19 protein-coding genes are annotated in these 20,300 nt (G+C 32.0%); 18 read left to right on the top strand and 1 reads right to left on the bottom strand.

Translation table 11 applies throughout. The features are described from left to right. Positions 1-173: 173 nt before the first annotated feature. The 16 genes from tssD (D1818_RS24420) (at position 174) to D1818_RS24345 (ending at position 15,588) form a co-directional block, all read left to right on the top strand. Entirely contained in the window at positions 174-560 is a 387-nt protein-coding gene (gene tssD, locus D1818_RS24420) for a type VI secretion system tube protein TssD (RefSeq protein WP_118462942.1), read from the top strand. A gap of 144 nt (positions 561-704) precedes the next feature. Continuing rightward, entirely contained in the window at positions 705-1,100 is a 396-nt protein-coding gene (tssD, locus tag D1818_RS24415) for a type VI secretion system tube protein TssD (RefSeq protein WP_118462939.1), read from the top strand. 407 nt (positions 1,101-1,507) lie between these two features. Beyond that, complete coding sequence (locus D1818_RS24410) at positions 1,508-3,292, top strand: type VI secretion system Vgr family protein (RefSeq protein ID WP_118462936.1); 1,785 nt, start codon at positions 1,508-1,510, stop codon at positions 3,290-3,292. Between the two features lie 50 nt (positions 3,293-3,342). Next, entirely contained in the window at positions 3,343-4,821 is a 1,479-nt protein-coding gene (locus D1818_RS24405) for a DUF2235 domain-containing protein (RefSeq protein ID WP_118462933.1), read from the top strand. Further along, complete coding sequence (locus tag D1818_RS24400) at positions 4,814-5,875, top strand: DUF2931 family protein (RefSeq protein ID WP_118462930.1); 1,062 nt, start codon at positions 4,814-4,816, stop codon at positions 5,873-5,875. Before D1818_RS24405 ends, D1818_RS24400 begins: the two co-directional genes overlap by 8 nt. 31 nt (positions 5,876-5,906) lie before the next feature. Beyond that, positions 5,907-6,794 (top strand): hypothetical protein, encoded by an 888-nt coding sequence (locus D1818_RS24395; protein ID WP_118462927.1) that lies wholly within the window; start codon positions 5,907-5,909, stop codon positions 6,792-6,794. Further along, the gene (locus D1818_RS24390) at positions 6,787-7,461 is read left to right on the top strand and encodes a DUF4280 domain-containing protein (RefSeq protein WP_118462924.1); all 675 of its coding nucleotides are present in this window, start codon (positions 6,787-6,789) and stop codon (positions 7,459-7,461) included. Before D1818_RS24395 ends, D1818_RS24390 begins: the two co-directional genes overlap by 8 nt. Positions 7,462-7,465: 4 nt before the next feature. Next, positions 7,466-9,502, top strand: coding sequence for a M23 family metallopeptidase (locus D1818_RS24385; protein WP_118462921.1), 2,037 nt, complete (start codon positions 7,466-7,468; stop codon positions 9,500-9,502). 9 nt (positions 9,503-9,511) lie between these two features. Then, the gene (locus D1818_RS24380; protein WP_118462918.1) at positions 9,512-10,075 is read left to right on the top strand and encodes a hypothetical protein; all 564 of its coding nucleotides are present in this window, start codon (positions 9,512-9,514) and stop codon (positions 10,073-10,075) included. A 670-nt stretch (positions 10,076-10,745) separates the two neighbouring features. Beyond that, on the top strand, positions 10,746-11,135 hold the full coding sequence (locus tag D1818_RS24375) for a hypothetical protein (protein ID WP_118462915.1): 390 nt from the start codon (positions 10,746-10,748) through the stop codon (positions 11,133-11,135). Between the two features lies 1 nt (position 11,136). Further along, positions 11,137-11,871, top strand: a complete 735-nt coding sequence (locus D1818_RS24370) for a hypothetical protein (RefSeq protein ID WP_118462911.1) — start codon at positions 11,137-11,139, stop codon at positions 11,869-11,871. 35 nt (positions 11,872-11,906) lie between these two features. Further along, positions 11,907-12,434 carry a hypothetical protein gene (locus D1818_RS24365; RefSeq protein WP_118462908.1) on the top strand — a complete coding sequence of 176 codons (528 nt, stop codon included), beginning with the start codon at positions 11,907-11,909 and terminating at the stop codon, positions 12,432-12,434. A gap of 5 nt (positions 12,435-12,439) precedes the next feature. Beyond that, complete coding sequence (locus D1818_RS24360; RefSeq protein WP_147406262.1) at positions 12,440-13,429, top strand: DUF2721 domain-containing protein; 990 nt, start codon at positions 12,440-12,442, stop codon at positions 13,427-13,429. Between the two features lie 3 nt (positions 13,430-13,432). Next, positions 13,433-13,939, top strand: a complete 507-nt coding sequence (locus tag D1818_RS24355; protein WP_120752623.1) for a hypothetical protein — start codon at positions 13,433-13,435, stop codon at positions 13,937-13,939. Between the two features lie 158 nt (positions 13,940-14,097). After that, complete coding sequence (locus D1818_RS24350) at positions 14,098-14,586, top strand: hypothetical protein (RefSeq protein ID WP_118462897.1); 489 nt, start codon at positions 14,098-14,100, stop codon at positions 14,584-14,586. A gap of 432 nt (positions 14,587-15,018) precedes the next feature. Beyond that, a complete protein-coding gene (locus D1818_RS24345; protein ID WP_118462894.1) occupies positions 15,019-15,588 on the top strand; it encodes a hypothetical protein in 570 nt (189 codons plus the stop codon). A 144-nt stretch (positions 15,589-15,732) separates the two neighbouring features. Here the strand turns inward: D1818_RS24345 and D1818_RS24340 are convergent, their stop codons facing one another. Beyond that, entirely contained in the window at positions 15,733-16,599 is an 867-nt protein-coding gene (locus tag D1818_RS24340) for a hypothetical protein (RefSeq protein ID WP_118462891.1), read from the bottom strand. 545 nt (positions 16,600-17,144) lie between these two features. Here D1818_RS24340 and D1818_RS24335 point away from each other — a divergent pair. Both D1818_RS24335 and D1818_RS24330 read left to right on the top strand, forming a co-directional pair. After that, positions 17,145-18,932 carry a type VI secretion system Vgr family protein gene (locus tag D1818_RS24335; protein ID WP_118462888.1) on the top strand — a complete coding sequence of 596 codons (1,788 nt, stop codon included), beginning with the start codon at positions 17,145-17,147 and terminating at the stop codon, positions 18,930-18,932. A 6-nt stretch (positions 18,933-18,938) separates the two neighbouring features. Further along, positions 18,939-20,300: a hypothetical protein gene (locus tag D1818_RS24330; RefSeq protein ID WP_118462885.1), complete on the top strand. Its 1,362-nt coding sequence runs from the start codon at positions 18,939-18,941 to the stop codon at positions 20,298-20,300.

Here is a 20,300-nt window from a genome sequence, read left to right as displayed (position 1 = left end):
CGATAAAGTGCAAATTCCCTGAAAACAGTGTAGTCCTTTTCTTTCTTAATTTACTGATTATAGACCCTTTAACAATCTAAGGGTGATTTAGACTTAAATATATTTTACTATCTTTACACTGTACAAGTTACGTTTATTATTTATTATTATTATTAATTTAAAAATTATTTATTATGTCTTTTAAAGCAAAATTAAAAGTTGGTGGAAATGAGTACAACGTATTAAACTGTAATTACGGTTTATCTCAAGAAACTGACGCAACAGGTCGTCCATCTTCTGTAACCAGAGGAGGTATGATTACTATTGAAGTAGAGTCTACTTCAGATACTAGTTTATCTGATTGGATGTTCAATAATTTTGAAATGAGAAGTGGTTCAGTAGTATTCTTAAAAAGAGATACTGAAGCTACTTCTAAAGAATTAAAGTTTACTGATGCTTATGCAGTGAAATACAAAGAAAATTTTGATGCTACTGGTAAAAATCCAATGGTTGAAATCTTAACTATTTCTGCAAGAGAAATAGGAATCGGAAACGGTGAGCATGTAAACGAGTGGGTATAATCCATATCGTTTTATATAAGATTTATGTTAAGGGAGTGGTTTTTTCACTCCCTTTCTTATCTTAAGTCATCATTTCCTCTTTTTACATTCTTGTAAACAATAATGGAACTGATAAAGTAGTTATTAATACTAAAATTATTACTTATGTCATTTTTAGCAAAATTAGATCTTGATGGGGAAGAGATAAACATTTTGGATTGCTCTTTTACCTTCAGACAAGATACAGATTACACAGGGAGACCTTGTGCAAAGCCACAGGGAGGACAAGTTAGTTTACTTATAGAATCCACAGCGAGTACAGATTATCTAGATTGGTGTATATCACCATCGATTACCAAAAATTGTAAAATGACCTTTTTTAGAAGAGATAATATGTCTAGCCTTAAAAATGTAGAGATTAAAGATGCCTACTGCATTGAATACACAGAGCATTTTAATGCAGAAAGTGCAAAACCTTTGCAAATACATCTAGTACTCTCTGCCAAAGAAATTACAATTAAAGGAACTACGTTTACCAATAATTGGCCCTCTAAGGCATAATCCTATAGATCTCAATACTATAAGGGTAAACCTAAAAGAGTTGTGGAAATAGCAAAATATCTTCGCCTAAAACATAATGCCCTTAAGGTTTATGAATAGTTGCGAATCACAAAGTATTTAGTGAGTCTCTAAAAATCAATTTAATGGAAGACACCTTTATTTACACAGGTGTTTTCCTATTAAATTATAACGAGTTAAAGAAGTTTTGAACAAAACACCTTCGACCTAAGAACCTCTTATAACTCTTTCTTTTTCAAAGAATAAACAAAAAGCATATACTATTTTAATGAAAAAAAGCGACAACCAGTAAGCTCTAATTTAAAAATAGTAACTTTATAAAAACTTAGTAAAACGGTATTATCAACTTACATACTATAAGTTGATGAATCACTAAAAAACAAAAACGTATGGCATTACAATCTACTACACAAATATTTATTGGCGGATCACCAATAAATGCTTACAAACGATTAATGCTACATCAGGAAATTGATGCGCACCATATACTAGAGTTAGTCTGCAGAATGGATGTTCTGGAGAATATTACAGGAGACATCGCATCTCAAACCAAAAATTATCTTGGACAAATTATCACAGTCCAAATATCATCATTAGGTACGCTATCCGGTTATAGAGAATTCGAATTTAAAGGTGTCGTTACTTCTGTAAATAGCACTATGGGATTCCATCAGCAAAATGGTGATTTGGTTACCATAAAAGCACATAGCTGCAGTATTATTGCAGATGACGGACCTCACTACAATTCTTTTAATGACGTGGATTTGGCAACTATTTTAGACGAAACCTTTAAAGGATACGACCAATCTAAATTAGAAACTATTTTTAACCCTTCTGGTTCTGATAATATCCATTACAGTGTTCAGCATAAAGAAAGTGCTTTTCAATACACCAGTAGATTAGCAGCACAATATAGTGAATGGTTTTACTATGATGGAAGCGCTTTAGTATTAGGAAAACCTGAAGATCAAGAAGAGGTTACATTGACATACGGTCATGATTTACAGGAATTTTCGTTGGATCTAAAACCTTCATCTAACAGTTATAAATACTTTACCAATGACTACTTAACTGATGGGCAACATGAAAAAACCACTAGCACGATAAGCTCTGGAGTAAACGGATATAACGGATTTACTAGCAATAAAGGGGATGAAATCTTCCCAAATGAGACGAATGTATATTTAAATTCATATAACGATCCTTCTCTAAAACAACGATTAGATACACACGTAGAGCAGCAGAAAAAAGCGGAAGAGATAAAGCAAGTAGTATTTAAAGGATCAAGTGATAACCCAGGTGTAAAAATCGGGCAAGTGGTAACCATTAAGGGAGAAGGCGCGGATTATGGAAGTTTTAGAATCACTAGTGTTACACACACCAATACTGAGAACGGAAGGTATCAAAATAAATTCGAAGGAGTAACTGCTGATTTGGATGTGTATCCAAACACCAATTTTATGGCGTTTCCAAAAAGTGAAACCCAGGTGGCAATTGTAAAGGAAAATAGTGATCCAGACGGAATTGGTAGAATTCGTGTACAATTTCCTTGGCAAAAACAAAATGGTGAATTATCACCTTGGTTAAGAATTGTAACACCTCATGCAGGTGGAGAAAAAGGGTTTCATTTCATTCCTGAGGTAGATGAAGAAGTATTAATTGGTTTTGAAGGAGGTAACGCAGAAAGACCATACGTGCTAGGTACATTATATACTGGAGGAGCTAATCCTGCTGGTTGGAATACACAGAATAATGACGTTAAAGCTTTACGAACAAGAAGCGGTCATACGGTAGAATTAAATGATGCAGATGGCTCAGAGTTCATCATGATCACGGATAAAAATCAAAATATCATACATATAGATACCGCCAATAATGACATTACCATTTCTGCAGGAGAAAACATGACGCTAAACGCGAAAAACATGCAGATAAACGTAGATGAAAATTTAGATATATCTGTTGGCAAGAATAAAAGCGAAACAATTTCTGAAGATTATTTTATAAGTGCTACTAATGAGGATCGCCAAATTGGTGAAACCATTAAAGTAATAAGTAGTGAGTATAAACAAGAAGCTCAGGAAATAACCACCGATGCGAGTGGTGAAATTAAAACGAACGCAGGCGGTAAAATTACCATTGCAAGTGCAGAAACAGTGGAGTATGGAGAATAATCTCATTTTGGAAGTTATTTTTTAAAGTTTTGCTATAATTAATAAGATTTATGGGAAGTATTGGATTAACAGCAACATCATCAGGAGCACAAGAGACTAGTAGAAATGTACTCAGCGGAGTAAATGTACAAACTGCTCCCGTTCACGTTGGTAATGCTGAATATGAAGAATTAACTCCAGAGGATTCTGTAGATGTTATAGTAGGTGTGTTTTTTGATGGAACATTAAACAATAGAGCTAACACAAGAGCCAGATTAGAATACAATAACAAGATCAATGGTCAAAGTTATGATAGAAATTCTGCAAATGGATATACAAATTGGATAGGAATCAAAAGAACAGGAAGTTATGATAATGACGAGTCCAATGTCTCTCGCATGGAGCCAGCTTACGAAAAGATTAGTGAAGAAAAAAAACATCAGCTCTCTGTATATATAGAAGGTATTGGAACTGAAGATCATGAAAGTGATAGCACCTGGGGGAAAAGTATGGGGAAAGGCGCTACTGGAGTTAAAGGAAAAGTAAAAAAAGGATGTGAAGAAATCGCAAAATTAATTAATGCATTAGGGGTTGAAAAAATAAATAGTATTTATATTGATGCATATGGGTTTAGCCGGGGAGCCGCAGCTGCAAGAAATTTTGTTTTTGAGATCAATCAGAAGAAAGGAGATCAGAAAGAAATTTTAATGGATGGACTATACCAATATACAGGACAGTTATATCAAGAAGACGGTGGTGTACTAGGAGAAAAACTAATAGAATATGGGCTCGAAATCAAGCTAAAACCTCAAGCTAGGTTTGTCGGTTTATATGATACCGTAGCATCTTTTGGAGTATATCATCAAAATGACGTTAGACAACTCAACTTGGATGCTATAAAAAAAGCTCGTTTCACATTTCAGTTGGCAGCAAATGACGAACATAGAAGTAATTTTATGCTCACTAAAATTGGTAGTGCCAGAGGAAAAGAAAAATATTTACCAGGAGTACATTCAGATATTGGTGGAGGATATACCGACGATTATAATGAAGAAGTTACTCTGGATTATGGAGGATATTTACCCACATTAGAAGAAGAACGCACTAGGCTTATTGAACAAGGATGGTACTTACCACCTCAAATTTGGGTAGATGATGTATGGGGTACGGTAAAGGCTGAAAGAACAGGAATCTCTAATGAATATAGTTACATCCCTCTGCACATTATGGTAGAATATTCCATAAAGAAAAAACTGGAGTATGATCAAGACCTAATTGTCAGCGATTATCCTATAATAGATGACTCTGAAAAAAGAGTGAAACTTACCGAAGTAAAAACACGTTTGGATCAATATGTAAATGATCAAAATGATGAACTTGGCTTCAATAATCCTACCGATGAGGAAATGTTAAAAGCATTACGTAATGAATATTTCCACTTCTCTGCTCACTATAATGACCGGGTTCTAGGAGTTTTACCTCCTATGAAACCCAATAGAGAAAATGGCGTAAGAACTAGAGGAACTTTAGAAGGAGATTTAAATGACTAGAGTATATCTTTTATTTTTAATTGTATCTATAACTTATTTGAGTTCCTGTAAAAAATCAGATAAAGTAGGTATACAAGAAACTGGATCAATAATGGCAAATACCCAAAAAGAAAAAAAATACGACTGGTTACCAACAGAATGTGCTCCCGAAATCTATCCTGTTAGAATACACGAAGGATATTTGATTACAAAAGATGGAAGTTCTATTGAGATACCTAATGGAGGTAGAACTGTTCAGAACGGATGGGGGCAAATTGGATCCACATATATTGTCGGAGATGAACTAAAGCCGATACCACAAAAATTAAAAATCACTTGGATTTCTTATGCTGAAAACAAGTTTTATAGTGGCGACTTTGATTTACCTTCAGAAAAAATGAGTCAGCTTTTTGAAAAAGGATTTTTAGATCGTAGAAATAAAAAAGATAACTATTCAAGGATAGTTGTAGGTCTGGCCCCAGGAGGAATTGTTTCTGTATGGATGCTTGGTTCTGGTTCTACTGTGGAGATAGCGCAGTTTGTTGCCCAGGAAACAGATATGAAAATCAATGATTTAGTCCCAAATACTAATTTAGACCGAGAAACTTATGTTGCTAAGAGAATGAACGGTTTAAAAGAAGATAAACTTCAAAAATTAAACGAAGTTGGTATCAGAACTGATATCTGGAATTTATATAGGAAACGTTTTTTTTGGAAGCCTGTATACAATTTTAAAAGCCAAGCAGAAGCTACAAAAATTCTTATTGATTTTTTTAATGGTGAACGTATTTATACTTTTAGTAAAAATCCATCATTAACCTCTTTTCAAGATTTTGCGGTTCCAAAATACACACGATTCTATTGGGTAGATAATAATAAAAATGAATTTGGAAGTAAAATATATTTTGATGAAAAGGAAATGTATGAAACTTTTGATAAAATCTTTGCAAACCCTAAAGTTAAACAGGCTGTTTTAAATTTTGAAGTAGACAAATATAATAGTAATATAAAAGTATTTGTTGAAAGTGACGTTGAACGTTTAGAGTTAAAAAAAGCTACGATAAAAAGTATATGAAACTTCTAATTAACAGAATTTTATAAAAACAATGCAACGCGCCCTATCTCATATCACCCAAACCATCAAACTCAACGGAGAGCGGGTTACGCGTACCTATACAGCAGAGGTAATAAATCGTATAGAACAGGGGAAAAACAAATCTCATTCGGCAGTTGGAATCGAATTTGACCTTACTTTTTACGGTATGGATCAAGAAGGATTATTAAGCTATAGAATAGAAGTTAAAAAACGATTTCTACTAAATGAAAAGTTTAGCATTATCCGTAATGTAAACAAAGCTGAAAAAATCGCGCTAAGGGTAGCAACTATTAATGATGTGTTGGAATTTAGAGCTGATAAAAGTTTTAAGCTAAATAGAATAGTTAATACTCAAGAAATAAGGCAAAAATGGAAAGACATTAAAACAGAGCTCTTAGAAGAATTTCCGGATCTGTTAAAAATGATTAGCGACTTTGACTGGCAATTACAAGAAGATAATATTCAACAAGTATTTTTAGAAGATAACTTTTATCAGTTTTTCTTTTCGAATATTTTTTATAGAGAATTTGAAAACAAAAGGGCTATTGAACAACCGAAAGTTGTGGCAAATGCATTAGGTACAATTAATATCCCAATTATAGAACAAAAAAAAATTACCAAGCAAGATATAGGTTTCACTAAAGTAACGATTACATCAGATGCAGAAATGGATATTGATCATAAAAAGTTTCCATTAGCTAAGCTTAACGGGTTTTTAGGCAAATTACCAACGAATCCAGGTGATAAACACACGCTTGATTTTGATTATAAAGGAACCTATAAAGTAAAACCGGAGTTTGGATTAGTTACAAAAGGAACGTTGGAATACTCCTTTGAGGTAAAGAATTTATACAAAAAGGCGACTACTGTAACCTTTAATTTAGAAAAAGATGAGTAGTAAAATATATGTATTAGACGGGGCGTTACTAGAATGTAATCAGGGATTTGTGCCTGCCAAACTTTTAGTAACACAAAATCAAAAAGTCAAAATCCAAGGTAAGTTTAAAGCCACAGATATGGACAATCAGGTGCCTGCAACTTTTGGTCAGTGTAAGCTAAAACCGACCAGTGGCGGATATTTACCGTGTATGCCTGCTTTACAAAAATGGACAAAAACTACGAAAACATCCACCTTAGGAGGTAGTAAAAAATTCTTATACGAAGATTCTGAATGTATGTGTGCTACTGGTGGTAAAATAACCATCATGCAACCTATGCAAATCAATACCGCTGGAAGTACCAGTGAAAAGTTTAAAGAAATCGCCATGACCATTCCCGGTGCAATGATGGGTAATGACAAAGCCCCCAAAGTAGTAGAAAGCTATTGGATGGACGAAGAAGGTAAAGAAAAGATTGGCGAAATTAAATATGGTGAGAAAGCAACCATGTTTATTAGAACAGAAAATGTTGATCCAGGACAGTCTATATCTATTAAAGTAAAAGATACCGGAGATAATAAGATAGATGGACAACAAAACTCCCTTACCTACTCAGGTAACATACTCGAAGATGGTACAGCAGAATTAAGCCTTTTAGAAACCCAAGAAGACTGGAATAAAGAATAGCACTATGAGCAGAGAACGGGAATTAGTTATGGAAATCCAGGTGGCCGGCAGGACATTTTATGAAGAAGAAGAAACACTGACCATCATAGGCGACGAAGCTGAAATCTTAGAGGCATATTTTGCAGAAAAAACGGTAAAAGAGGAATCTCTAAAAGATGGCACGTACCAATACACTTTTGATAAATTAACGAGTACAGATAGCAAAACGAAACGATCCAATGTAGCCAAGGCTATCCATAAAAGTATCAATGATGAAATATCATCACAACATAAGGAAGTAAAGCTCGCAGATATTACCAAAGTTATTAATGAAAAGGAAACAGGTAAAAAATGGCCTTTGCAAAGTCATGCAAAAGATAGCACCCTAACTTTTGATCAATATAAAAAAGAAACAAAAACATATTATAAAAAAATTACTTCTGCTCCTATGGGATATCAGGTATATCTCATTACAGAGACCAAAAATCTTAAAGACAAAAAAGTAAAACTTAAGATTCATGAAAAAGAAAGTGATCTTAAATTACTCAAGACCAAAGACGATATACTTCCTGTGTTAGTATTTGCAAAAAAAGAGGATACTACTACAGAAACAGAAGTTAGTGATTGGATTGAGATTGATGTAAAAGAAGAAAGCGGAAATAAAGAAGATGGAAATTTATTTTTATATAAAGAAGAAAATGAAAACAAGATCGAAGTAGGGATCAAAAAAATACAATTACGCCCTAAAGAAGATAAAATCAAAACTGAAGGTGAAGACGCTCATAAAAGTTTTGAAGGTTGGCAGGAAGCATTGTATATACGGGAAGATGAAACCCAAGAAGGTAAGAAAGCAATTAAAGAAGCTGAAGATAGTAAAGCAGTTCGAGACGCTGAAAAAGACACTATACAAAAATTCGATAAAGACGCAAAAAACAAAACATATCCTGCAGGGGATATAGATGCCCCTAAAACTGCTATTGCAGGGAAGGCAATAGAATATATTCTGGATATAGATATAGATGATAAAAACTATCGCCATAAAGACAAGGCTACCGAAGAAGATAAGAATAATATACGTTGGTCTTTTTATGTACAGGGCGAGTCAAAAACTGATAAAAAAAGCACCTATATCACCTCAAAAAGTAAACCAGGATTTTATACCTATGCCAAGACAGAAGTTGTAGATGGGAAAAATAAACTAACTATTGTTTTTGATGAAGCTTTAAAAGGTAAAAAAGTACAAATAGAACCTTTTAGAGGATCTCCTGATTTAAGTATAAACCCTAAATTTGTAAGAACAACAACAGTACAGAAAGCCCCTGAACCCAAAATTTCTAAACGAGAAACAACATCTCTATGGCTAACTTCTCAATATGAAAATAAAGAAAAGGATTTTAAGAGTTATTTTAAACTTGAAACTCCTGGCTTGTTGTTTCCATTTAGAAGTATTCCGTTAAATCATCCAGATGGTTTTAAAAATAATAGTTATAAAGTTTGGAACTATCGTCTACACGAAACAAAAGCTCCTACCTTTGGATACAAGAGAAATCCAGGGATGAGAATTCACGCAGCAAGAGATTTATATTATGAAGTAAAAGAACCTATTTATGCCATATTTGATGGAGTTGTTAAACGAAAAAAAGACTTCTACTTAGATACTTGGGTTATTGAAATAGAACACGATTTTGAATATAAAAAAGGACATAAATTAACGGTAAGATATGGAGAAGTTAATAAAAGTAATATTCTTGTCAATGTTGGTGATAAGGTGAAAAGAGGACAACCAATAGCCGAAATAGGATTATTATATAACAGTAAGAAAAAAACCTACATTGTTCAACCTTCTCCGGATAAAAGAGGAATGTTACACATTGAGATGTATACTGGCGAAGAAAGTGGACCATTAACTGATCCTAATGTTAAATATAGTGATATGCTTTACGCAAAATCTACGAATTATTCTACAGGAAGATCTTTTAAAAGAAGAAAAGACTTATTTGACCCTTTAACTCTTTTAGACAAAATGTATATTAACTCTAAGAAAGAAGGATTAATGAAATAAAGAATAATTATGAAAAAAGTTGTTTTAGTATTATTAGTATTATTTCTTTCCTGTAAAAACAATAAACATCCTGATCTAAACAATGGTCAGGTGATTGTTCAGCAGACAAATAAAAATATTAAAGAAACTATTGCGGATAATCAGAATAGTTTTACTATTGAAGAACTTATAGGTCAAAAACTTATCGGTATGGAATCAAATCAAGATGATAAAGAGAATGATCCCTATAAAAAATACTCGGTAGACTTTACTGGTGCTTGTTATTCAAGCGACCTTTGTGTAATAGAAGTAAATAAAAATCAATTAGCTATTAGTAATTATTATGATCCAAAGATAAAGGTAAAAATTGATATTGAAAATATTATATCTGAAGATAATAAACTTATTCTTAAATTAAAAAATGACAGCTTAACTAAGCTGACACTTACAAAGTTTATAAATGATCTCTCTTTATATAAAATAGAAATTAATGGAAGTAGTGTTACCGAAGAAATTCGAATGAGTAAATACATTGCTAATGAGAATATTATTTCTAAGTTTGGAGGAATTGATTGTGGTAATTTTGATGGATAGATATGGAAAATACTTAAGTATCAAAATAAGGTTATAACTTATGCCAAAACAGATGTTATAAATAGTAAAATAAATTAACGATCGTTTTTGATAAAGCGTTAGAAGGTAAAACGATACAAATAGAACCTTATAGAGGATCACCAGATCATAAAGTATCTTAAGACTGGGTATATGAAAATACTCTAAAAGAGATCAAAATTTCTAAAAAAGAAACTACAGCTCTTTGGCTAACTACTCAATGTGATAGTGTTGAAAACCCTAATGAACCAATAAAAAAGTATTTTAATGGAGCTCTAAAACTAATTGCACCTGATACTATCCATATATATCATGATGGATATATTAGTAAACTAAATTTTGAAGCTCTTACGAAAGTAAAATACAGATATCATAACAAAAATGGTGATGTTTATAATATATGCTCCTGTGATCTATTCGAAATAGATAAAAGAAAACAGGGTGTATCTAATTATAAAGTAACAGCCCACACTGTTGAATCTGGATACGATGCAAACAATATAGTTACATATTCTCACGCTGCAAGCAGAAAAAATACTCTTATCCTGACGGAACAATAAGGACGTATGGAAAGTTTTATCATCCACAAAAAGGTACTAATTACAGATTAGTAACTTATGAAAAAGGATCAGGAAAAGCTTTAATTGTGAAAATGCCAGATCAACTTAATAGAACGATAGGAGATCAAAAAATTGTCTTTAATTTTACTAAAACAGCAAGGAGATATTGTGGGCCAGAACACTTTGCTGGTTTTATTGGTGTACTAGCGGAAATTGAATATACTAATATTAAATCTGGTGGTAGTTGCGAAAAAGATGGAACATCTTTTCCAAGTGTGAAACATATAAATGGACAAAGTATAGATACTAATTATCTTGGAAATAACACAAAAGATCAAAAAGTTATTGACGCATTACATAACTTTGGATTTACTGAAATTTTAAGAGGTAAAAACAAAAAAGCCTTTAATCACGCCAGTGACGGAGGAAAACTTCACAACAATCATCTTCATTCGGGAGAGTTTGTAGGAAAATACAGATAATATGGACACAATCAAATTTGGTTTAATTATAATATATATATTATTAGTAACTAACTCTTTATTTAGTTGTAAATACAATGAGAAAAACGTTAACACAACTATAAATGATTCAATTGCTATTAATAGCGATCAAAATAGGTTACTAGAAGATACTTTAATGACAAAACTCCCAATAGGAAAAAAAGAGTTGTTATTGAAAGATATAGAAAGGAAAATTGCAAAAGATTCTTCTTTACTATTAGAGATTCTCAAATATTATGACACCATCAATGGTATTGCAAGTATTCATTTTAAAACTATTGAGGATACAAATTTCAGTTCTTTTTACAAACCTAATTTATCTGATTCTAAAAATTCCAAAGATTCAGTTTTTCTAAAATCAGAAGGAGGATATAACTTTTTTAATTTAGTAAAAGAATTATCTATTGTAAACGACAAAAAACTATTAATTTTTGAAGGAAAATCCTCAAGTTTAGATTACGACGGTAATATGATTTTTACTAATAGAAAGGATTTAGTTATTCTTGATAATAAGAGCAATCTTGTAGATGCTCTGAATATTTATTATAGTTATCGTGACGGCATTTTTGCAAAGACCAAGCTATTTTTTATTGATGAAGATTATTACATTTCAATTAGATACTATATGGAAGACGAAGAAGGAAAAGCAAACTTTTCGGATATTGAAAAATTCAAGATAACTAATGAAGGTAAAATAATAGGGATAACTGATTAGATGTATTTATTTCGAGTGAATAATAAAATACTGAATTGGAGTTTTACAAAAAAGAAGAAGATATCCAATCGTATAGCAGACACTCTGTTGGAACCACTATTAAAGAAGGTGATATTAAAGAATTTACTGCGTCTATTAGTTTTAGACAGTTTTTTACTGACCCTAGCCAATTATCCTATGAAATATATTATTACCAACAAGGAGTACGCAAAGGTGGAGGGATTAAATTAGACATCGATACAGCAGTAACTCGTAAAAAAGGAACCAAAGAAAAACCACCACAGGCTGTCATCAATTTTGAAATACCGGATAAATATTTGGCTGGAGATAATAAAAACAGCCAGGTATTGGTTATATCTTACTTAGATATTGGGGAAGGTAAATACTATCCAAATCGATATAATGGTTCAGAAAGATATATAGGTGTTATTGGCGGTATTAACGAACTAAAACCCCAAACCATTGGCAGTATGAGCGTTACCAATATGAATCATACCTACCATAGTAATGTACGTGTAAATACATTAGAAAATCTTAAGTCAGGAAACGCGTGGAAGAAGTAAATCCAATGAGTTCTAAAAAATTAAAAAAGAAAATAAAAAAGGGGTTAAATACGTATCTTAAATTTGAGATTACAGATTCCTTCAAAAAAATTGATAAAAAATTTCTAAAACAATATAAGAAACGGGAAGTTTTTGAAAAAATTGATGACCGCACAGTTGTTATCGATACTATGAGAATTCTTTCAGCCTATGCAGGAGGTATCCTATCTGTTTTCGGACTTATTTTATTGTTTATTATTGCTCCTGACAATAGTTTTCTCACAATTCCATGGATTGTTTTTTATTCAATACTTTTTTTAGTATTTATTCTATCTTTAATATATGCATTTACAATATCAAAACAATATATAACACTGGATCGAATAAATGGATTATTTATGTTTCCAAGAAAATTATATGGGCAACCATTTACAATTAAATTTGATGAAGCTGTAGTATATTGGGTAGGAACTGGAGGGGCATCTGGTAATATAGACATGAAACTTGCAGTAGCATATCCTAATAATAAGTTTTTAGGAACATATCTTAGTGCTCATATAGAACCTTACTATGAAATTTGGTCTTTTTACGTCTGGTATATGGATAAAAATCGTCCTTTACCTCCGGGAGATGCATTTGATCCGTATAGGGAAAAAGATTTTCTAAGACGTAGAGCTGAAGGTTTTCCGCCTCCATTATATAAGAGTTATATTCCAACTCCAGAAGCAACTCCAGCGCAGCAAGCAGAGCGAGAACAATATTGGACTGACGAACAATACACCGAAAAATTTGAACGAGAAGAAGAATCCGAATGGTATGATCCTCAAATTCATGAAGATTGGGAAGTAACTACTTTTTATGAACCAAATACAAAAATTCCAGTTGCGAATCGATATGTAAAATTTATTTTTAATGACGGTCGCATTATATATGCTAAAACAAATGAAGATGGAAGTCTGCATGAACCACCAGAAAGTGAAGACTTTGAAATGCAGTTTGTTAATATCAAAAAATAATGTTTGGCAAAAAAGTTAAACATAAGATTGAAGCAAACTATGGACTTAATCCATGGAAGTATCGTAAGTTCGACTTATTATATTGAATTGAATAGATCAAATGGTACAATATCATTTCCTCTATCAATTTTCAGACTAAAAAAGAAAATTTATTTCAAAAACATAAAAGTTAAGAGGTTGCGACTTCTTGACACGGAAGGTAATACTGGATCAGATTTTTGTTATCTAGCAATAACAAATTATAGCTTCTTTTTCAGAACAAAAATTTATAAAGATTTAGAATATCCTTGGCAAGAAAATTTATTATTAAGTGTTTGGTCATTCTATGTATGGTATATGGATAAAAACAGACCCTTACCTCCTGGAGATGCCTTTGATGAGTTTCGCCAACAATATTATGACCGTCGCAAAGCAGCAGGATTCCCAAAACCATTACATCCAAGTGCTATAAAAACTCCAGAAGCAACCCCAGCCCAACAAAAAGAACGTGAAGCTATTGGTGGGTGGTAATTTTAAGTAATGAACGTTATCTAGGTGCTAAAAAACTACAAGGCCAACGCTTGATGTTGTCAGATATGATGTAAAATGAAGATATCGAATAAAAAGTATTCAATCAGGCAAAAAACGCCTAATTTTCGTTTTCGATATAAAAAATCAAAATGAGTTCAATGAAAACATATAAAAAACACACTATAATATTGATACTATTTTTCTTGCATGGATTAAATTCTTCTGCACAAACCGATATAGAAGAAAAAGAAGATTTAATAACAATTTTAAAAAACAATGAATGGTTCTGTCATCAAAAATTTTTATTGGATACAACGATCAGAAAATATGATTTAATTGCTATTGAATCTAAGGAACAATTTAGAGACTCATTAGGAGCTCCTATTGTTGGCTTTTATAAAGATCGTTTTGCTAGTTATGAAAACATTCCTAGGTGTGGTAATGACCCTAGTACAGATTCTAGTATTTATGGAACCTATAAAATTTTTGATAAAAAAAATATAAAAGTGGAAATAAATGTACCTGTAGGAAATGAAATTATCATATTAGATAACGGTTCTTTTGTTCCTAAACAAACTAAAAAAAGTACATTTTTCTTTAAAATAATGATTAATGGAGAAAATAAAATTTCCCTAGAAAAAATGTAAAAAGTTAATTAATTCAATTTATAAAACGTTTAACAACAAAATTTTCTGTTTTTAAACAAAAAAAGACTATCACAAAGTTACATTTGCAATGAAATTCATTTTCGATAGAAGTCAAAATAGAAATACGAGGCAATTCCGTGATTCAAAAATTTGCACCTATACTAATCATAGTATTACAAATCATGAGTTTTATTTGGCACCTATTACCTACTAGTAATCACTCTCATATTCCTATAGAATTTATTAGAATGATTATTTTTGGCGGAATTTCAGTATTATTATTGATAATAACGACCATTTTATATATTATACATAAGCCTACTGGTTTGTTATGGAAAATTACATGAATTTTCAAAATTTTGAGAAAAAAGATGGAGGCGATTTTGATGGTTATGGAACAATAGTATCTTTGAAATTTCTAAATACTACTAAATGAAAAAAAAGTATCTTTTTTTATTGCTATCTGTTTTATTTAGTAGCATTTATAATATAACGGTGAACGCTCAAGAAATCAATACTGATATTAAGAAAAGTACTTCTGTTAATGAACAATCCGAAGTTGAGTATTTATCCGAAATCATGTTTATTAATAATGATTATCTACTTGAAGGAGATATCAAAACCCTAAAGTCTTTTGTAAAAAAACCTGATGCTATTAAAAAACAAAAAGACGATTGCGGTGCTATCATAGAAGACTCTAATGAAATATGGTATTATTTAAATTGTAAAATTGAAGTATCAAAAACGAGATATGCATTCAGGGAAATAGATTTAAAATCTTCTAATTTCACTATTAAACATAAGAATGTAATTTTTTCAAAAAATTATACACTTTTAAATTTTAAAGAAGATTTCCCAGTTTCCTTTATAAAAAATAAGAGTGAAGAAAAAAATGGAATAATTACAATAAACATGTTTTCACATCCTTTATCTGATGATCTTTATATATTTACATTTCGAAACGAAAAACTAGTGGAGCTTCGTTATTTCTTTCCTTGCTAATTTTTCTAGTTCTACTTAACAACTCAAAACCCAATACGAAAGTGGAGAAGTATCTATCCTAGTATTCAATTATAAAAGTAATTAGTAGTAATGTACTTGGTAAAATACTGAGTCTCCTTTTACTGAAAAAAGGATATACACTGTCTATTGAACCATCAACGTTAACGGAATTGCATAAATACTTAGCATAGGTTGACCATCGGCATTCTTAGCAGGAGTAACCACCTGCATATTATTGATAATTAATTTCAGGTCATATGTTAGTTCTTCATCCGGGGATTTTGCTTTTATATTTTTCACTACTCCATCAACATCAATAGCAAAAAAGACAAATACCTTAATTCTCTGAAGATCTAATAGAGTACTATACTTACTTAAATTCAATTCATCCACAATACGATTTCGAATAACCTTATTTAAACAGCCGCTACCTTTTGATTCCTCACACCCTTCCAAAACTGGATATTCCGTAACTACCGAGTCTTCAAAACTTCTTTTCGGTACCGTTACCTCCTTAAAAACAGAATCAATCTTTTGCTGGGCAACAACCTCTTCTTCAATTGTAATCTCTTGTGGAGGTGAAAAACTAACGAGCTCATCTTCAATCTTCGTTACCCTAAACTTGATTGGTTCAAAAAAACTAAACACAATATTTTCTCCAATTTCAACAGGCATAACAATTATTGGAGTTTCTTTTTCAATAGAAATGATATTTTCTCCTTCAATGGTGCGCCACTTGCTATTTTCAAATTCCTTGATATTTCTTAAAACTTCTTTATTACCACCCTTATATATAAATGAAAAATTACCATCCCACCTAAAATACAATATAATTTTACCTAACTCCTTAAGTAGCTTTTTTTCTTTTTTATCTTGAAATTTACCTTCAGGAACTATCACCTCTTCAATCTCCCATTTACCAGATACAAAATCATTATCAACTTGTTGACTTAAAAGAATAGAAGAATTAATAAAAAATATAAATAGGCAACTAATAGATTTAGAAAGCATCAAACAGAGAATTTAGAGTAATATTATATGAATTTTAATGGAGAAAGATAACAAATTCCATAGATACTCCACTTTATTATTAAAAAAATCCTTATCCGAAAAAAAGGGTTTTAATTATAACTTTATGAAGGCTATCCTGTTAAATACCTTATATAAGAATCAAACTCAAATAGTAACAAGAGATTTCTAATAATCATACCGAAATAAAACTTTTTTCAACTATTAGGGTAACATTTTCATCAACTTCTGTATCTAAGGTTGATGATGATGAAAATGAATGGGGAAAACAACCCTTTTTTATGTAAGAAAACGTAAAAATAACCCTGTTAACTATATCACTTTTAAAAAATTAAGTATTTTTATGAGAGATTGGTTAAATACTATTTTTGACACTTTTTAGACAATTCTTATATATTCAGAATTCTTCCCCAAATCGTTCAGATTGTCTATAAAGTTAACTATAACAGGTAATAGTACACTAAATGTAAATACATATAGAATTTCATTATTAGGATACTCTATAAAACAGAAAACAACGAGAAATTATGGCTCTGCAATCAAACACACAAATATTTATAGGTGGATCTCCAATATCTGCATATAAAAAATTAATGCTTCATCAGGAAATCGATTCGCATCACGTTCTTGAACTTTTATGCAGAATGGATGTATTAGAAAATATCTCTGGGGAAATAGCATCCGAAAGCAAAAATTATCTAGGCGAGATTTTGACAGTAAAAGTTTCTTCTCTTGATACTATCAATGGATATAAAGAATTAGAATTTAAAGGAATAGTAACTTCTGTTAGCAATACCAAAGGATTCCATCATCAAAGTGGAGACATGGTTTCTATAAAAGCACACAGCTGCAGTATCATAACCGATGATGGACCTCATTATGACTCGCATAGTGACGTTGGACTCTCTGAAATATTAGACAAAACATTTCAGGGATATGATAAATCCAAACTCGAAACTAATTTCAGCCCGCAGAACTCTGAAACCCTTCATTATAGTGTGCAACATAACGAAAGTTCATTTGAGTACGCTAGTAGACTGGCTGCGCAATACAGTGAATGGTTTTTCTATGATGGAAGCAAACTTGTGTTTGGAAAACCTGAGGATAAGGACACTACAGAATTAAATTATGGTCATGATTTACAAGAGTTCTCTTTAAACCTCAACCCTACTCCTAATAACTTTAAATATTTTACCAACGATTATCTAACAGATGAGCAACACGAAATGGCAACGGCTCAGGTAAATTCTGGTGTTAACGGATTTAATGGGTTTACAAGCGAAAAAAGTGATGCAATCTTTGCAAAAGAAACCAGTGTCTATGTAAACTCCTATTACGATCCTCAATTAAAGAAACGATTAGACAAACATGTAGAACAACAAAAAAAAGCTACTGAAATAAAACAAGTCCAAATCCATGGAACAAGTGATAATCCAGGAGTAAATCTGGGACAAGTTGTAAAAATAAAAGGAGAACAATCTGATTATGGGAATTTCAGAATTATTAGTGTTTCGCATAGTTCTACCGAAAACGGAAAATATCAAAACCGTTTTGTAGGTGTAACTGCTGATCTAGATGTATATCCTAACACCAATATGATGGCTTTTCCTAAAAGCGAGTCTCAAGTAGCAACAGTAATGGATAATGCTGATCCGGAAGGAATGAGTAGAATAAAGGTTCAGTTTCCTTGGCAAAAAGCAACTGGAGAAGAAACACCATGGCTTCGCGTGTTAACTCCTCACGCTGGAGGCGGAAAAGGTTTCCAATTCACACCTGAAAAAGATGAAGAAGTAATTGTAGGTTTTGAAGGTGGGAATGCAGAAAGACCTTATGTAATGGGTGCTCTCTTTACAGGTGGTAGTAATGCAGGTGACTGGAAAACCGAGAAGAATGATATCAAAGCAATTAAAACCAGAGGTGGTCATACACTATCATTCTCAGATGAAGATGGAAAAGAGACCATAACTATAACTGATAAAAACGGTAACTCAATTATTTTGGATACTTCAAAAAAGGAAATAAATATAAGTGCGCCGGAGAAAATTAATTTTTCATCCAAAGAAATTAATATCAACGCCACAGAAACTGTAAACATAGATGGTACCAATAATGTAAATGTTACTTCTAAAGAAATCCTAAACGACGGAAGTGCAAAGGTCACTGTAAACAGCAAGGCTAAAGTAGAAATTGGTGCGCCAAGTACATTGGTAGAAGGGAAAGCTGAATTAAAGCTTACTAGTAAAGGTATGACTGATATTGATGGTACGGCAATGACAAATGTAAAAGGAGGATTACTAAACCTTAATTGCGGTTAATACACAATGAATAACGAGCATAATCCCATAGCACAACTAATTACTACAATTCAGCAAAAATGGATTGATGAAGTAAGTCCACATAATCATATACAATTGGTTCGATGGTTAATAAAACCTGATCAAGCGAGATTGTATGAAGGCTTCTTACGTTTAGAATCTACTCCTAATGGGGGATTGCCAGATGTTCCGATCGTACTGCTTACTGCATTTGAAAATAAAGAAACACATAGCAAAAAATTAGTTCAAGATTGGATTGATACATTTAAAAAAGATGAAAAACTACAACAAAATTTAGAAGCTAGAAATCTGAAATTTGATTGGGATGTTTTAGAATTTGAAACAAAATTCGAAAATGAAAACACCGATTGTGATGTATTATTATTAGAAATGCTAAGTACGTTTCAGAAAGCGATGCCAAACTCGCAACTTCCATTAGCATTATCGCTGTATCCATATTCCGTTGCAGAAACTAAAGAATACGGAAAGTGGATTGACGCTATTTTACAATTAGGATTACCTGATAAAGTACGGATCATGTTTTTTGACTATGTAGAGGAACGATATTTTGATCAACTTGTAAAAAAACATAGTGATGTATCAACCTCACTTGCTGTTCCTTTAGATTTACAAGGAGCTATTAATAAAATAGCCTCTGCCGGAGATCCGAATGATCCAGAAGTACAATTCAGACAATGTATGATCGAAATGTCTAAAAGCGTAACCAAAAAGAATGTACAAAGACTTCATACTTGGGGAAAAAAAGGATTGTCGGTTACTCAGAAATCTGGCAGCAAATCTGCTTTTGCTACAGCACACGTAATTTATGCTGGAATGCTTTTTAATTTTAAAGAACATAAAACTATAGAAGAACTACTGCAAAAAGGGTTAGCTATTGCCAAGCAAGGATTATCTGGAGGAGATGAAACCTGTAAACCTATTATTGTACAGAATTATGGATATCAAGCCAGTTGTAAACAATTACAAAAACAAAAAGATACAGCAGCAGATCTATTTTGCAAACAAGCAGATATTTCTATTGAATACGGTTTTGGACCACAAGCATTAACTGCGTGGTGGTTAGGATATAATGTAATAAAGAAAAGAGATAAAAAAAGATATATAGATATTGTTACAAAAGGGTATCAATATGGTGTTTCATTAACACCAGAAATGATAAAATCCACCTGTATGGCGTATATCGCTGCGGATTATTACAATATCGCTGAAAATAATAGAGATACAAACGAATGTGAAGCTATAGACATCTTTATGAAAGAAATTGAAGGAGACGAATGGCGATCAACTGTAGAAGCACATCGTAAAGAAATGGAAAAAAAGAGTCTTTCAATTTTAAACTGGTTCTAG

Origin of the sequence: Aquimarina sp. BL5 (genome assembly GCF_003443675.1) — a bacterium.
Taxonomy (GTDB): domain Bacteria; phylum Bacteroidota; class Bacteroidia; order Flavobacteriales; family Flavobacteriaceae; genus Aquimarina.
Note: the sequence above shows the minus strand (reverse complement) of the source record. Positions and strands in the feature narration are given on the sequence as shown.

Bases quoted from the DNA above. Each gene is read 5' to 3' on its own strand.
- tssD (WP_118462939.1), top strand. From the start codon at position 705: ATGTCATTTTTAGCAAAATTAGATCTTGATGGGGAAGAGATAAACATT.
- D1818_RS24360 (WP_147406262.1), top strand. From the start codon at position 12,440: ATGAGTTCTAAAAAATTAAAAAAGAAAATAAAAAAGGGGTTAAATACG.
- D1818_RS24345 (WP_118462894.1), top strand. From the start codon at position 15,019: ATGAAAAAAAAGTATCTTTTTTTATTGCTATCTGTTTTATTTAGTAGC.
- D1818_RS24335 (WP_118462888.1), top strand. From the start codon at position 17,145: ATGGCTCTGCAATCAAACACACAAATATTTATAGGTGGATCTCCAATA.
- D1818_RS24340 (WP_118462891.1), bottom strand. From the start codon at position 16,599: ATGCTTTCTAAATCTATTAGTTGCCTATTTATATTTTTTATTAATTCT.
- D1818_RS24390 (WP_118462924.1), top strand. From the start codon at position 6,787: ATGAGTAGTAAAATATATGTATTAGACGGGGCGTTACTAGAATGTAAT.
- D1818_RS24350 (WP_118462897.1), top strand. From the start codon at position 14,098: ATGAAAACATATAAAAAACACACTATAATATTGATACTATTTTTCTTG.
- tssD (WP_118462942.1), top strand. From the start codon at position 174: ATGTCTTTTAAAGCAAAATTAAAAGTTGGTGGAAATGAGTACAACGTA.
- D1818_RS24370 (WP_118462911.1), top strand. From the start codon at position 11,137: ATGGACACAATCAAATTTGGTTTAATTATAATATATATATTATTAGTA.
- D1818_RS24380 (WP_118462918.1), top strand. From the start codon at position 9,512: ATGAAAAAAGTTGTTTTAGTATTATTAGTATTATTTCTTTCCTGTAAA.
- D1818_RS24405 (WP_118462933.1), top strand. From the start codon at position 3,343: ATGGGAAGTATTGGATTAACAGCAACATCATCAGGAGCACAAGAGACT.
- D1818_RS24375 (WP_118462915.1), top strand. From the start codon at position 10,746: ATGCCAGATCAACTTAATAGAACGATAGGAGATCAAAAAATTGTCTTT.
- D1818_RS24385 (WP_118462921.1), top strand. From the start codon at position 7,466: ATGAGCAGAGAACGGGAATTAGTTATGGAAATCCAGGTGGCCGGCAGG.
- D1818_RS24410 (WP_118462936.1), top strand. From the start codon at position 1,508: ATGGCATTACAATCTACTACACAAATATTTATTGGCGGATCACCAATA.
- D1818_RS24400 (WP_118462930.1), top strand. From the start codon at position 4,814: ATGACTAGAGTATATCTTTTATTTTTAATTGTATCTATAACTTATTTG.
- D1818_RS24330 (WP_118462885.1), top strand. From the start codon at position 18,939: ATGAATAACGAGCATAATCCCATAGCACAACTAATTACTACAATTCAG.
- D1818_RS24395 (WP_118462927.1), top strand. From the start codon at position 5,907: ATGCAACGCGCCCTATCTCATATCACCCAAACCATCAAACTCAACGGA.